The following is a 13,192-nucleotide window of genomic DNA, read 5'->3' on the forward strand; positions in this document are numbered from 1 at the left end:
TGAAATAAATTCTCCGGGCTGCGGCAGGCCGTCCCGATTTACGACGCGGTGTTGACGCTATTGCGGGTGCGGCGGTCTCAGCCGTGCAGCGAGCGGTAGGCGGCGAGCGCTCCGGGGTGCAGGGCGACGCCGCCGGTGCCGATCAGGCTGCGGACGTCGAGGAACTGGGTGCCGACCGCGCCCCCGGGGACGAGGGAGGTCGCGCGCCGGACCAGTACCCGGGTGAGGGCTCCGGCCAGTGCGGGGTCCAGGTCGGGGCGGCACACGAGGAGGTTGGAGACGCCGATGGTGGCGACGCCGCCCGCCGAGCGGTAGGCGCCCTGCGGCAGCGTCACCTGTTCCAGTCCCGCGGCGGCGCGGGCCGCGCGGCCGCCGAGGCGGGGCAGCAGTTCGGCCAGCGGCAGGAAGCGCAGGCCGGGCCTGCGGTCGAGGTCCTTCAGCGCGGGCAGCGGAACACCGCCGGCCACGAGGAGCCCGGCGACGGAGCCCGCCCGCATGGCGTCGGCGGCGTCGTTCAGGGGCAGATGGCGGACCCGGACGTCGGTCCCGGCGGAGAGTCCGGCGGCGCGCAGCAGCCGTTCCCCGAAGACGGCCGCGCCGGATCCGGCGGCGCCCAGCGAGACGACCTGTCCGCGCAGGTCGGCCATGGTCCGTACGCCGGTGTCGGCGCGCACGGCGAACTGGAGGTACGTCTCGTAGACGCGGCCGATCGCCCGCAGCGGCACCGGGCGGGGGAACACGGCGGTGCCCGCGGCGTCCCGTGCGGTGGAGGTGAGGACGAGGGCGAGGTCGGCGCGGTCGTCGCGGAGCAGTCCGATGTTGTCGACGCTGCCCGCGGTGGTCCGCACGCGACAGCTCAGGCCGGGGTGCGCGGCGCCGAGCTGCTGCGCGAGGAGGTGGCCGAAGGCCTCGTAGAACGCGGTCGGTTCGCCGGTCGCCAGGCGCAGGACGCCGCTGGGCCCGCGGCCCTGTCCGCCGGTGTCGCCCACGAGGGCGCCGCCGAGGGCGACGGCGGACGCGGTGCCGAGTGCGGCGCGCAGGGCGGTGCGGCGGTTCACCGGGGCGTCCCTTCCTCGCGGGCGCGGGGCAGGACCGCGCGGGCGCGCAGGCCGTGGGGGTGAGCGGCGCCCAGTTCGAGCCGGCCGCCGCGCCCCGCGAGGAGTCGTTCGGCGATGGCGAGGCCCAGGCCGGTGCCCGTGGTGCCGGTGTGGTGGGAGGAGCGCCAGAACCGTTCGGTGGCTCGGGTGAGGTCGTGTGGGTCCAGGCCGGGGCCGTCGTCCGTGACGGTGAGCACGGTGTGGGAGCCGTCGACGGTGCAGCGCAGGACGATCCGGGCGTCCGGGCCCGCGTATTTGATGGCGTTGTCGAGGAGGATGTCGGTGATCTGGACGAGTTCGTGCTCCGTGCAGGCGGCGCCGGACGGGGCGTCGGCGGGCCGCGTGGCGAGGTGGGCGCCCGCCTGCCGGGCGAGCGGTTCCCAGCGGCGGTGCTGTTCGGCCGTCACGGCCGCGGCGTCGCAGCGGGCGTGCGGCCCGTCGGTCACGGTCAGTTCCCCGGCGCGGTGTTCTGCCGTGGCGAGGGCGAGCATGTCGTCGAGCAGGATCTCCAGGCGGTCGAGTTCGGTGGTGACGCCGGTGTAGGTGCGGTCGGCCGATGCGGGCAGGTGGGTGTGCAGGGCGTCGACGCGCAGCCGCAGCGCCGCCATCGGGTTGCGCATCTGGTGGGACGTGTCGGCGACCAGCCGCCGTTGCTGTTCCAGGGCGACGGTGACGGTGCTCGCCATGCGGTTGAAGCCGGTGGCGAGCTGGCGCAGTTCGGGCGGGCCGGAGGCGCGGGTGTGTTCGGGCGGGAGTCCGGCGGCGAGCTGGCCGACGGCGCGGTCCAGGCGGCGCAGCGGTCTGACCACCCAGCGGGTGACCGCGTGGGCGAGGGCCGTGCAGGCGAGGGCGACCAGGGCGGCGGCGGCGAGGACGGCGGCCCAGCGCCAGGTGATGTCGTCCGCCGCGGTGCGGACCGAGGCGCGCAGGACGACGGCTCCGGACACCCGGGTGCCGGCGCCCGCGGGTTCGGCGAACATCCGGCTCCCCCGTGACCAGGGGGTCAGGGACGCCGTCGGGTGGGCGGTCTGGTTGCGCAGGGCCGCGTCGATGAGCCGGGACACGGCCGGGTCTGCGGCGCGCATGCCGCCGGTCTCGACGACGGCCCGGTGCCGGGCGTCGGTGACCACGAGCGGTTCCCCGTAGAGATCGGTGTAGCGCTGGGCCTCGGCGACGAGCGCGGCCGTGTCGCCGGTGGCGGCGGCCTGGTCCATGAGGGAGGCGAAGCGGTCCAGGTCGGAGCTACGGGCCAGGACCAGTTCCTGGGTCCGGTCCGACGCGGTGAACAGCAGCAGCGGCACGGCGAACGCGGCCACGGCGAGCACGACGAACGCGAGCAGCGCGGCCTGGACCCGGTGGCGCACGTGCGGGGCTCCTCAGGCGGCCCGGTCGCCGAAGCGGTAGCCGAAGCCCCGGATCGTCGTCAGCAGCTCGGGGCGGGACAGCTTCGCGCGCAGCTGGGTGAGGTGCACGTCGAGCGAGCGGGAGACGCCGTGGCGGGCGTCGCCCCACACCTCGTCGAGGACCTGTTCGCGGCTGACGGCGGTGCCGGCGCGGGCGGCGAGCACGGCGAGGATGTCGAACTCCTTGGTGGTCAGTTCGACGGCGGTGCCGTCGGCGAGGACCCGCCGCGCGTCGAGGTCGACCTCGACGTCTCCGGCGCGGACGGTCCGCGCGGCCCGGTCGCCGCGCGCCGCGGCCCGGCGGGTGACCGCGTCGATACGGGCCAGCAGCTCGGCGAGACGTACCGGTTTGACCAGATAGTCGTCGGCGCCGAGGCGCAGGCCGCGGACCACCGACCACTCGTCGCCGCGCGCGGTCAGCACCACGACGGGCAGCTCGCTCACGGCCCGCAGGGACCGCAGCACGTCGAGGCCGTCCACGTCGGGCAGTCCCAGGTCGAGCAGGAGCAGATCGGCGCTGCGGTGGTAGGTGAGCACGCTCTGGCCGTGCCGGACGCGCCGGGTGACGTGCCCGTGGTCGTAGAGGACCTCGAGGAGCGCTCCGGCGACGCCGTCGTCGTCCTCGGCCAGCAGTATCTGCACGTTTCCCGCCTCCCATCAGCGGTGTCTGCGCGGATACCGCTCGCCTCCGAATGTAGACCACAGGGATGTGAGGGCTTCGCGGGCCGGAATGTTAAGGGACGGTTAGTTCCGTGCGCGGGCTCGCCGGCGGGCGGGCCGGGCGGGGTGAGGGTGCAGCGGTCGACCCCGAGCCCGGACCCCGGAGGACACCACCGCCATGATCATCGACTGTCACGGCCACTACACGACCGCGCCGCCGGCCCTGGAGGCGTGGCGCACGCGGCAGATCGCCGCCCTGGACGACCCCTCGCTCACCCCCGCCCGTGCGGAGCTGCGGATCAGCGACGACGAGCTGCGGGAGAGCGTCGAGCCGCACCAGGTGCGGCTGATGGACGAGCGCGGCATCGATCTGACCGTCTTCTCCCCGCGCGCCTCGTTCATGGCGCACCACATCGGGGACTTCGCCACGTCGGCTGCCTGGGCCGCGATCTGCAACGAACTCTGCTTCCGGGTGAGCCGGCTCTATCCGGAGCGGTTCGCCCCGGCCGCGATGCTCCCGCAGTCCCCCGGCGCGGATCCGGCGACCTGTGTTCCCGAACTCACGCGCTGTGTTGAGGAGTTCGGCGCGGTCGCCCTGAACCTCAACCCGGACCCGTCGGGCGGCCACTGGACGGCGCCGCCGCTCACCGACCGGTCGTGGTACCCGGTCTACGAGAAGATGGTGGAGTACGACATTCCGGCGATGGTCCATGTCAGTACGAGCGTCAATCCGGCCTTCCACACCACGGGCGCCCACTATCTGAACGCGGACACGACGGCGTTCATGCAGCTCGTCCAGGGCGATCTGTTCGCCGACTTCCCCACGCTGCGCCTGGTCATTCCGCACGGCGGCGGCGCCGTGCCGTATCACTGGGGCCGCTTCCGCGGACTGGCGATGGCGCTCGGCAAGCCCCCGCTGGAGGAGCACGTCCTCGGCAATGTCTTCTTCGACACCTGCGTCTACCACCAGCCGGGCTCCGACCTGCTCTACGACGTCGTGCCGTCCCGCAACATCCTCTTCGCCTCCGAGATGATCGGCGCCGTCCGCGACATCGACCCGTGCACGGGCCACCACTTCGACGACACGCGCCGGTACGCCGAGGCCGCGCGGCTGCCCGCGGACGAGCTGGCGGCGGTCCAGGAGCACAACGCCCGCGCGGTCTACCCGCGCCTCGACGCCCTGCTGAAGCGCCAGGGCCGCTGACTTCCGGACCGGCACAAGACCCTCCCTCCCCTCAGGAGTTCCCCTCTCATGCACACGCTCTCCCCCAAGACCCCCGGCTGGCTCGACTGGTACCGGGATCCGTCGGTGCCGGAGTTCCGGCTGCCGGCCGGGACCGTCGACACGCACTGCCATGTCTTCGGCCCGCAGGCCGAGTTCGGCTTCGCGCCCGAGCGCAAGTACACGCCCTGCGACGGCGGCAAGGACGAGCTGTTCGCGCTGCGCGACCACCTCGGCATCGCCCGCAACGTGATCGTGCAGGCCACCTGTCACGGCGCGGACAACTCCGCGATGGTCGACGCCGTCCGTGCCTCGGGCGGCAGGGCGCGCGGTGTCGCCACCGTCCGGCCGGACATCAGCGGGGCCGAGCTGCGCGACCTCGACGCCGCGGGTGTGCGCGGGGTCCGCTTCAACTTCGTACGGCGCCTGGTGGACGCGTCGCCGAAGGAGGCGCTGCGGAGAATCGCCCGGAAGATCGCCCCGCTGGGCTGGCACATCGTCCTCTACTTCGAGAGCGCGGAGCTGCCCGAACTGGCGGACTTCTTCGGCTCGTTGCCCGCGCCGCTGGTGGTGGACCACATGGGACGCCCGGACGTGGGCAGGCCCGTGGACGGCCCGGAGTTCAGCGGGTTCCTGCGGTTCGTGGAGCGGCACGACGTGTGGGTGAAGGTGACCTGCCCGGAGCGCCTGAGCGTCGGCGGGCCCGCCGCCCTCGACGGCGAGCGGCACGCCTACACCGATGTCGTGCCGTTCGGGCGCCGCGTGGTGGAGGAGTTCCCCGACCGGGTGCTGTGGGGCACCGACTGGCCGCACCCGAACCTCACCGACCACATGCCCGACGACGGGCTCCTCGTGGACCACGTACGGCACGTGGCGGTCACCGACGACCAGCGGCACCGGCTCCTCGTCGCCAACCCGATGCGCCTGTACTGGCCCGGCGAGCAGGCCTGACCTCCCTCGCCCTCCCGCCCACCCTTCGACCAGTTCGACGAATTCGACAAAGGCGTCCCCGTGCACTCTGCCAACGCGCTGAACCGGCTCGACCGGCTCCCCATCGCCCGGTTCCACAAACTCACCCTGCTCGCCGTGTCCTTCGCGTACTTCTTCGAGTTCGCGGACATCAACAGCTTCGCGACCACGGCGCCCAAGCTCGTCGACGTATGGGGGGTGACGGTCGATCAGGTCGCCTATGTCACCTCGCTGTCGTTCGTCGGCATGTTCATCGGTTCGCTCGTCGGCGGAGTGATCGCCGACCGCTGGGGCCGCAAACGTGCGCTGCTGTGGACGACGTTCTTCTTCGCGCTGTTCTCGTTCGCCTCGGTCTTCTCCTGGGACCTGTGGTCCCTGGGCGTGTTCCGCGTGCTGACCTCGGCGGGCCTGTCGGCGATGACCGTGGTCGCTGTCGTCTACGTCAACGAGATGTACCCGGCGGCGGTCCGCGGCAAGTACCAGGCGTACGCGATCGTCATCGGCATCTGCGGCACCCCGGTCACCAACCTCATCGCCAGCCTGGTCGTCCCGCTCAGCGACTGGTCGTGGCGCCTGGTCTATCTGTGGGGATCCCTGGGCATCCTGCTGGTCCTGTTCACGAGGCATCTCAAGGAGTCGCCGCGCTGGCACGAGAGCCGGGGCGACCACGCCGCCGCCGACGCGGTGCTGCGCGAGATCGAGGCGCGGGTCGCCGCGGAGCACGGCCCGCTCCCCGAACCGGCCCCTCCGGTCGCCGAAGTCCCCTCCCCCAAGCGGCCGTTGAAGCTGCTCCTGCAGAAGAAGTACCTCTACCCGACGCTGCTGCTCACCGTGCTGTGGGTGACGCAGACCATCGGCTTCTTCGGTTATTCGAGCTGGGCGCCGACCCTGCTGGCGAAAGAGGGCTTCAGTGTGGAGAAGTCCGTGTTCTACGTGGCGCTGACGACGGTCGGCGCGCCGCTGGGCTCCTATCTCGCCTCCCTGGTCACCGACCGTTTCGAACGCAAGTGGTCGCTGACGGCGTTCGGCCTGGTCATCGCGGTGTGCGGCCTGTTGTACGGGCTCACGTTCAGCCCGGCGCTCATCGTCGTGTTCGGCTTCCTGGTGAACTTCTTCGAGCGCGGTTACACGGCCCTGGCGTACGCCTACTCCCCCGAGCTGTTCGACACTCCAGGACGCTCGCTGGGCACGAGCGTCTCGTACGGGCTCGGCCGGCTGTCCAACGCGGCGGGACCGCTGATCGTGGCGGCGCTCTACAACGGCCACGGCTACCGGAGCGTCTTCTTCTTCATCGCCGGCACGTGGACGGTCGGGGCGCTGGTGCTGGCCGTCTTCGGCCCGCGCACACGGCGCGTCCGGCCGGCCGCCCCCGCTCCGGTCAGGGATGCCCTCCCGCGGTGAGCCGGGTCAACAGCTCGACCAGTTGGCCGCGTTGAGGCTCCGTCAGCGGCTCCAGGAGCTCCCGCTGGGCCTCGGCGATCAGCAGGTCCAGGCGGGCGAGGTGGCGGCGGCCCGAGGGGGTGACGGTGACGACGTTGCGCCGGCGGTCGTCGGGGTCGGGGGCACGCTCGACGTGCCGCCGCTCCGCCAGCTCGTTGAGGACGGCCACCATGTCGCTGCGGTAGATGCCGGTACGGCGGCTGAGTCCGGCCTGGCTGGCGGGGCCGCTCTCGGCGAGGACGGCCAGCACCGCGTAGTGCCACCGGCGGGAGTCGGCGCCGGCGAGCTTCTCCCCCACCACCCGGTCGGCGCGCATGGCGGCGAGGTTGAGCAACCTGCTGGGGAGGCCGTCGAGGCGGGCGGGGACCGGGGGTGCGACCCCTGGGGGTTCCGGGGACTCCGGGCGTTCTGCGGGCATGGCGGGATCGTACCCCTTGCGTTAGTTCCCCTAACGGCCTACTTTCGTTAGCGACATAAACGTTAGTACGGCTAACGCAACGAGGGGTTCTCCATGTCCGACGCCATGCTCGACGACCGCGCCGCTCTGCTAGATCTGCTCGCCCGCTGGGACCGCTGGCTGGACGAGAGCCGTTTCACCGCCGACGAGACCGCGGCGATCTTCACCCCGGACGCGGAGGCGGTGACGCCGGGCGGGCTCTCCCGCGGCATCGACGCGCTCACCGCGCAGGCGGCGCGCGGCCGGTCGAACTGGGCCGTGACCCAGCACCTGCACACCAACCCGGCCGTCGAGCTCGACGGCGACCGCGCCGCCGTGGACCTCAACCGGCTGATCTTCCTGGTGGCCCACGATCCGGCGGGGACACCGGCGACGGTCCCCGCGCCGGCCCTCACCCTGGGCGAACGGTGCCGCGTCGAGGCCACCCGCACGGCGGACGGCTGGCGCATCACCCGTCTCGGCGGCACCCTCCTGTGGGCCTCCGACCCCGAGGTGCTGGCCCGGGCTACGGCGCGGGGCAGGGCCGCGGCGGCACAGGCCGGGTGACCCCGGCCGGTCGGCGTGGGGCGGGTGGGAGAATGGCGGTCCTGGCAGCCCGTACGGCCGTGGCCGCATCGGCGGTGTGCGTCGGCCTGCCCGTCCGTCGCCGGTGCCGGAAGGAAGCACGAACGTGATCAAGTGGGTGTTCCTGAGAGCCGGGCAGCGCCCCGTCCCCCGGCCCGTGGCGACGCCGCTGGTGTGGGCGGCCGCCTGCGCCACGGCGCTGCTGTTCGTGGTGCTCCTCAACTCGGTCGCCGGGCAGACCCGGCCGCTGCTCGCGCTCACGGTGCTGTCCGTGCTCGCGACCCTGTTGGGCTTCTTCGCCCGCTTCACGGCGGCGCCCGGCACCGCCGTGCTGTGCTGGCTGTTCCTCAACGGGTTCGCGATCCCGCCCACGGGCACGCTGAGCTGGACCGCGGACCGTGACAGCCTCTGGCTCACCTGCCTCCTCGGCGCCACCCTCGTCGGCACCACGGCGGCGCGCCTGGCCCACGCCCGCGCCGCGTACCACTCCCTCACCCCGCCGACCGCCGCACCGTCGGCCGGCGTGAACGACGAACCGCACACCGCCTGAACGCACGCGTGCCCGGTTCGTCCGTTCCGGACCGGTCAGCCCACGGCGGAGACCGACGCGAACTCTCCCGCGTGGTGCACCAGCGCCGGAGCCTCCTGCCGGACGTCGCCGGAGTCGATCTGGCCGACGACGAGGTGGTGATCACCGAGGCGCTGGAGGGAGACGACCCGGGCGGTGAGCCAGGCCGGGGCGTCGGTCAGGACGGGCAGACCGTCGGCCTCCCGCCGGTACCGGACTCCCTCGAAGCGATCGATGCCGCTGCGGGCGAACTGCCGGGCCAGGTCGGTGTTCTCCGCACCGAGCAGGTGGACGGCGAACCGCTCGGCGCGCTGGACCGCGGCGGCGGTCGACGCGGTGGCGCCGAGGCAGAAGGAGACGAGGGCCGGTTCGAGCGAGACGGACGTGAACGACGTCGCGGTGAATCCGGCGGGTCCGGGAACGGTGATCACGGTGATGCCGGAGGCGTGCCGACGCAGGGTGCGGCGGAGGATCGCGTCGGCCCCGACGGCGTCGGCGGCCCCGGGAGCCCCGGTGGCCGTGGACGGGTGTACGGGCTGGAGGGACGTGGTGGTCATGGCGCTCGCCTTTCGGTCGGTCGCGGTCAGTGCTGTTCGAGCGGCTGGAGCGGATCGGGCCGTTCGAGGGTGAGGATCGGGCGCAGGCCGTCGTCGGCCCGCAGGCGTTCCAGCCACTGGACGACGGCGGCCGCGGTCGTGCGGTGGGAGGCGTCGTTGAGGACGTCGTGCACGCCGTCGCGCACGACACCGAAGTCGGCGCGCGGAAGGCGGCGGGCGAGCGCGCGGGCCTCTTCGAGGGGTGTCAGCGGGTCGGCGCCGCCGTGCAACAGCAGCACGGGGACGGCCGGGGCGCCGTCCGCGGTCAGGAGGTGGACGGGGAGAGCGTCGGTGAGCCTGCCACGGCCGAACTCGGCGTCTTCGTTGAGCTTCTGACGGTGCGTCGGGCAGGAGGTGCGGGCGGTCAGCTCCGCGTCCCAGTCCAGGGCCTCGCCCCCGGCCGCCGACGCCGTCCCGGCGAGGACGAGTCCGGCGAGCGGCACCTCTCCCCCGGCCCGCGCGGCGGCGTTCAGCGCCTGGAGGGCGCCCGTGTCGCTGCCGACGAGGACGACCGGGGCGGCGGGGGCCGTGCCGAGCACCCCGGCCACCGCCAGGAGGATGTCGGCGGCGTCGTGCTCGGGTGTGGTGTCCAGGGCGTGCACGACGTACCCGTCCGCCGACAGGCGGCGGCCGAACCGCTCGTAGACCGGGCCGTGTTCACCGCGTCCGGGGAGGACGACGAGGGTGCCGCGCGGGGCGATCGGTGCGGGCGGCCGCCAGCTGTGCGCGGTGGCGGCCGGGGCGACGTGGGTCATCGGGTGCTTCCTGCGGGGGTGAGGGCGGCGCGGTGGGCGAGTTCCTGACGGACCAGGGGCAGCAGATGGCGTCCGTAGTCGATGGCGTCGTCGAGCGGGTCGTAACCGCGGATGAGGATCGTGGTGGCGCCGATGTCGATGTAGTCGAGCAGGGCCCGGGCCACCGTCTCGGGGGTGCCGACGAGGGCGGTGGTGTTGCCGCCCGCGCCGCTCGCGGTGGCGGTCGGCGTCCACAGGCAGCGGTCGTGCAGATCGCCCTTGGCCGCGGCGGCGAGCAGCCGCTGGGACCCGGTGTTCTGCGGCACGGCGGCGGAGTTGGGGAAGAAGGGGCGGCCCGGTCCGGCCTTGATGGTGTCGAGGATGCGGTGGGCGCGTTCCCAGGCGAGTTCCTCGGTCGGGGCCAGAATGGGACGGAAGGAGACGCTGATGCCCGGGGGTTCGGTGCGGCCGGCGGCCTCGGCGGCCGCGCGGACGGCGGCGATCTGCTGGGCGGTCTCGGCGAGCGGCTCGCCCCACAGCGCGAACGTGTCGGCGTGCTTGCCGCCCACCCGGTAGGCGGCCTCGGACGATCCGCCGAAGTAGAGCGGGATGCCGGACTCCCGGTGGGGCAGCACGCCGGGGGTGTAGTCCTCGAAGCGGTAGTGGCGGCCCTGGTGGCCGAAGGACGTGTCGGCGGACCAGGCGCGCCGGAGGATGCCGAGGTATTCGTCGGTCCGGTCGTAGCGCTCGTCCTTGTCCAGGTAGTCGCCGTCGCGCCGCTGTTCGGTGTCGTCTCCGCCGGTGATGGTGTGGACGGCGACCCGTCCCCCGGTGAATCGGTCGAGGGTGGCGAAGCTGCGTGCGGCGAGCGTCGGGGCGATGACGCCGGGCCGGTGGGCGATGAGCAGGCCGAGGCGTTCGGTGCGGGCGGCGACGTACGCGGCGACCTGGGCGCCGTCGGGCCGGGTGGAGCTGTAGCCGATGAGGATGCGGTCGAAGCCGGCGTCCTCGTGGGCGCGGGCGAACCGGGCGGTGTACGCCGGGTCGATCACCGGGCCGTGGGCCGGCCGGGTCTCGGAGCCGTCGCGGGTGCCGATCATGCCGATGAACTCGACGGTCCGGGAGGGGGGTCGGGTCGTGGTCACTGGGTGTCCTTCGCTGCGAGGGGGTGGCGGTCGAGGGCCGCGCGGCCGGCGGCGGTGAGGAGGGAGTCGTCCTGCGGGGTGTGGATCCGGCTGCAGAGCACGTCGCGGTAGTGCCGCTGGAGCGGGCCCGCACGGGTCAGGCCGTGGTTGCCGGTGAGCTGGAGGGCCTGTTCGACGGCGCCGATGGCGGCGCGGGTGCCGAGGAGTTTGGCGGCGCCCGCCCGGCCGGGGGCGTCCGGGTCGCCCGCGTCGACGGCAGCCGCGAGCGCGTCGACGAGGACGGTGGCGCCGGTCAGCGCGGTCTCGATCTCGCCGACGGCGCTCTGGAAGCGGGGCAGGGTGGCGAGCGGGGCGCCGAGTCCGGTGGGGACGCGTTCGTGGAGGAAGCCGACGAGCCAGTCGCGGGCGGCCTCGGCGACCCCGAGGTACAGGGCGGTGAGGCCGAGCGCGCCCCAGGCGCCGCTCACGGCGTCCGGCGTCGCGGGACCGGGGGCGGCCAGCGCGACGACGTCGTCCACGGGGACGCGTACGCGGTCGAGGAGCACGTCGTCGCTGCGGCTCGCCCGCAGTCCGACGTGGTCCCAGGTCGGCTCGACGGTCAGCCCCGGGCTGTCCCCGGGGACCAGGAACGAGCCGACGCGCACCGGGTCCTCGTCGGTGCGGGCCCAGACGAGCATCCGGTCGAGTCCGACGGCGCCCGTCGAGTAGATCTTGCGGCCGGTGAGCAGCCAGTGGTCGCCCGCGCGGTGGGCGGTGGTCGCGGGCAGTCCGCCGCGGACCGGGCTGCCCAGCTCGGGTTCGACGCGCAGATGGTTGACCAGGGCGGGGCGGACCGCCGCGGTGTCGAGGAATTCGGCGTACGCGGCCGTGGGCCAGCGCGGCGTCCGGGCCTCGGCCGCGTGCACGAACAGGGTCATGGCGCTGATCAGGGCGACGGCGGGGTCGCCCGTGCCGAGGGCGCGCAGGATGCGGACGGTGTCCGTGAGTCCGGCGCCGGGCCCGCCGTGCCGGGCGGCGACGGTCGCGGTGAGCAGTCCCGCGTCGTGGACGAGGGCGATGCCGTCGGCGGGGAAGGACGCCTCCCGGTCGTGGGTGTCGGCGCGGGCGGCGAGGGCGCGGGTGATCTCGGGGAGCCGGTCGAGCCGCAGGGCGGGGAGGTCGGTGCCCCGGTCGGCGGCGGGTTCGGGACGGGGATGCGTACGGGCCAGGCTCACGCGGGCACCACGGCCTCGTCCGTCGAGGCGGCCGCCGCGGGCGAGGAGCGCACCAGGTCGATGAGGGTGCCGTAGTCGCGGGCGTCGGCGAGCGGGGAGAAGCCGCGGATGAGGAGCGTGGTGACGCCCAGCGCCACATAGTCCAGGAGGGCGTCGGCGACCTGCTCGTAACTGCCCACCAGAGCGGTGGAGTTGCCGGCGGCGCCCGTCGTCCGGGCGATCTCGGTCCACAGCCGCTTGTCGTGGACCTCGCCCTGGGCCGCGTACTCCAGAAGACGCTGGGAGCCGCGCTGCTCGGCGTGGTCGAGGGGGAAGGACTTCCGCAGGTCGCCGAAGCGTTCCTTGGTCAGGCGCAGGATCTCCCTGGCCCGCTCCCATGCCTCGGTCTCGGTCGCGGCGGCGATCGGCCGCAGGCTGACGCTGAACCGGGGGCTGCGGCCGTGCGGCGCGGCGGCGGCCCGTACCTCGCGGATGCGCTCGGCGACACCGGCCAGCGGCTCGCCCCAGAAGGCGTAGACGTCGGCGTGCCTGCCGCCGGTGCGGACGGCGTCGGCGGAGGCGCCGCCGAAGTAGACGGGGATCGGGGCGGCCGGGCGGACCGTGGAGAGGCCGCCCGCGACCCGGTAGAACTCGCCCTCGTGGTCGAAGGGTTCGGTGGAGGTCCATTCCTTGCGGACCACGTCGAGGAAGTCGTCGGTGCGGCGGTAGCGGGTCGGCTTGTCGGTGAAGTCGCCGTCGCGAGCCTGGTCGGCGTCGTCGCCGCCGGTGATGACGTGCAGCGCGACCCGGCCCGGGTGGAAGGCGTCCAGGGTGGCGAACTTGCGGGCCGCCAGGGTCGGGGCGACGAAGCCGGGCCGGTGGGCGAGGAGGACGCCGAGGCGGCTGGTGTGCTGAAGGACCTGGTCGGCGACGACGAAGCCGTCGGGGCTCGCGGAGGAGTGGGCGATCAGGACCCGGTCGAAGCCGGACGCCTCGTGGACGCGCGCGACCTCGCGTACGTACTCGGGCTGGACGACGGGGCCTTCGGGGCGGGGGCCGCTCTCGCTGGACTCGTGGGTGGCGGCGAAGCCGATGAATTCGACGGACATGGCGGGGTGACTCCAGAAGGGGTGAGGAGAGAGAC

Annotated in this window: 14 protein-coding genes; 5 read left to right on the forward strand and 9 right to left on the reverse strand. The window is 73.7% G+C overall.

Annotated features, from left to right (window positions below):
- Nucleotides 1-77 precede the first annotated feature (77 nt).
- The 3 genes from ABZ930_RS25810 to ABZ930_RS25820 are packed head-to-tail and all read right to left on the reverse strand — an operon-like array spanning nt 78 to nt 3,142.
- Nucleotides 78-1,058 (reverse strand): TAXI family TRAP transporter solute-binding subunit, encoded by a 981-nt coding sequence (locus tag ABZ930_RS25810; protein ID WP_361552144.1) that lies wholly within the window; start codon nt 1,056-1,058, stop codon nt 78-80.
- Nucleotides 1,055-2,461 (reverse strand): HAMP domain-containing sensor histidine kinase, encoded by a 1,407-nt coding sequence (locus ABZ930_RS25815; protein ID WP_361552147.1) that lies wholly within the window; start codon nt 2,459-2,461, stop codon nt 1,055-1,057. Before ABZ930_RS25815 ends, ABZ930_RS25810 begins: the two co-directional genes overlap by 4 nt.
- Before the next feature lie 12 nt (nt 2,462-2,473).
- A complete protein-coding gene (locus ABZ930_RS25820; protein WP_361552150.1) occupies nt 2,474-3,142 on the reverse strand; it encodes a response regulator transcription factor in 669 nt (222 codons plus the stop codon).
- 196 nt (nt 3,143-3,338) lie between these two features.
- On the opposite strand from ABZ930_RS25820, the gene ABZ930_RS25825 reads away from it, so the two are divergent.
- The 3 genes from ABZ930_RS25825 to ABZ930_RS25835 are packed head-to-tail and all read left to right on the forward strand — an operon-like array spanning nt 3,339 to nt 6,752.
- The gene (locus ABZ930_RS25825) at nt 3,339-4,364 is read left to right on the forward strand and encodes an amidohydrolase family protein (protein WP_361552153.1); all 1,026 of its coding nucleotides are present in this window, start codon (nt 3,339-3,341) and stop codon (nt 4,362-4,364) included.
- Nucleotides 4,365-4,412: 48 nt separating this feature from the next.
- Entirely contained in the window at nt 4,413-5,333 is a 921-nt protein-coding gene (locus ABZ930_RS25830) for an amidohydrolase family protein (RefSeq protein WP_361552156.1), read from the forward strand.
- Between the two features lie 60 nt (nt 5,334-5,393).
- Nucleotides 5,394-6,752, forward strand: coding sequence for an MFS transporter (locus ABZ930_RS25835; protein WP_361552159.1), 1,359 nt, complete (start codon nt 5,394-5,396; stop codon nt 6,750-6,752).
- Here the strand turns inward: ABZ930_RS25835 and ABZ930_RS25840 are convergent.
- Nucleotides 6,730-7,209: a MarR family transcriptional regulator gene (locus ABZ930_RS25840; protein ID WP_361552162.1), complete on the reverse strand. Its 480-nt coding sequence runs from the start codon at nt 7,207-7,209 to the stop codon at nt 6,730-6,732. The genes ABZ930_RS25835 and ABZ930_RS25840 overlap by 23 nt on opposite strands.
- Nucleotides 7,210-7,302: 93 nt before the next feature.
- Here ABZ930_RS25840 and ABZ930_RS25845 point away from each other — a divergent pair, with 93 nt between their 5' ends.
- Together ABZ930_RS25845 and ABZ930_RS25850 are read left to right on the forward strand one after the other, a co-directional pair.
- On the forward strand, nt 7,303-7,794 hold the full coding sequence (locus ABZ930_RS25845; RefSeq protein WP_361552165.1) for a nuclear transport factor 2 family protein: 492 nt from the start codon (nt 7,303-7,305) through the stop codon (nt 7,792-7,794).
- 124 nt (nt 7,795-7,918) lie between these two features.
- The gene (locus ABZ930_RS25850; protein WP_361552168.1) at nt 7,919-8,362 is read left to right on the forward strand and encodes a hypothetical protein; all 444 of its coding nucleotides are present in this window, start codon (nt 7,919-7,921) and stop codon (nt 8,360-8,362) included.
- A gap of 35 nt (nt 8,363-8,397) precedes the next feature.
- On the opposite strand, the gene ABZ930_RS25855 is transcribed toward ABZ930_RS25850, so the two are convergent.
- From ABZ930_RS25855 to ABZ930_RS25875, 5 genes are read right to left on the reverse strand one after another with little or no spacing between them, the layout of a single operon-like run.
- Nucleotides 8,398-8,937 carry a flavin reductase family protein gene (locus ABZ930_RS25855; RefSeq protein WP_361552171.1) on the reverse strand — a complete coding sequence of 180 codons (540 nt, stop codon included), beginning with the start codon at nt 8,935-8,937 and terminating at the stop codon, nt 8,398-8,400.
- A 26-nt stretch (nt 8,938-8,963) separates the two neighbouring features.
- Complete coding sequence (locus tag ABZ930_RS25860; protein WP_361552174.1) at nt 8,964-9,731, reverse strand: alpha/beta hydrolase; 768 nt, start codon at nt 9,729-9,731, stop codon at nt 8,964-8,966.
- Nucleotides 9,728-10,810 carry an LLM class flavin-dependent oxidoreductase gene (locus ABZ930_RS25865; protein WP_361552312.1) on the reverse strand — a complete coding sequence of 361 codons (1,083 nt, stop codon included), beginning with the start codon at nt 10,808-10,810 and terminating at the stop codon, nt 9,728-9,730. The genes ABZ930_RS25860 and ABZ930_RS25865 overlap by 4 nt, the downstream gene beginning before the upstream one ends.
- Nucleotides 10,811-10,851: 41 nt before the next feature.
- On the reverse strand, nt 10,852-12,069 hold the full coding sequence (locus tag ABZ930_RS25870; RefSeq protein ID WP_361552177.1) for an acyl-CoA dehydrogenase family protein: 1,218 nt from the start codon (nt 12,067-12,069) through the stop codon (nt 10,852-10,854).
- Nucleotides 12,066-13,157 (reverse strand): LLM class flavin-dependent oxidoreductase, encoded by a 1,092-nt coding sequence (locus tag ABZ930_RS25875; protein WP_361552180.1) that lies wholly within the window; start codon nt 13,155-13,157, stop codon nt 12,066-12,068. Before ABZ930_RS25875 ends, ABZ930_RS25870 begins: the two co-directional genes overlap by 4 nt.
- Nucleotides 13,158-13,192 lie beyond the last annotated feature (35 nt).

Source organism: Streptomyces sp. NPDC046716 (genome assembly GCF_040645755.1).
Lineage (GTDB): Bacteria > Actinomycetota > Actinomycetes > Streptomycetales > Streptomycetaceae > Streptomyces.

Excerpts from the sequence above, each read along its gene's own strand:
- ABZ930_RS25865 (WP_361552312.1), bottom strand. The coding sequence starts at position 10,810 with ATGATCGGCACCCGCGACGGCTCCGAGACCCGGCCGGCCCACGGCCCG.
- ABZ930_RS25830 (WP_361552156.1), top strand. The coding sequence starts at position 4,413 with ATGCACACGCTCTCCCCCAAGACCCCCGGCTGGCTCGACTGGTACCGG.
- ABZ930_RS25845 (WP_361552165.1), top strand. The coding sequence starts at position 7,303 with ATGTCCGACGCCATGCTCGACGACCGCGCCGCTCTGCTAGATCTGCTC.
- ABZ930_RS25840 (WP_361552162.1), bottom strand. The coding sequence starts at position 7,209 with ATGCCCGCAGAACGCCCGGAGTCCCCGGAACCCCCAGGGGTCGCACCC.
- ABZ930_RS25855 (WP_361552171.1), bottom strand. The coding sequence starts at position 8,937 with ATGACCACCACGTCCCTCCAGCCCGTACACCCGTCCACGGCCACCGGG.
- ABZ930_RS25860 (WP_361552174.1), bottom strand. The coding sequence starts at position 9,731 with ATGACCCACGTCGCCCCGGCCGCCACCGCGCACAGCTGGCGGCCGCCC.
- ABZ930_RS25825 (WP_361552153.1), top strand. The coding sequence starts at position 3,339 with ATGATCATCGACTGTCACGGCCACTACACGACCGCGCCGCCGGCCCTG.
- ABZ930_RS25875 (WP_361552180.1), bottom strand. The coding sequence starts at position 13,157 with ATGTCCGTCGAATTCATCGGCTTCGCCGCCACCCACGAGTCCAGCGAG.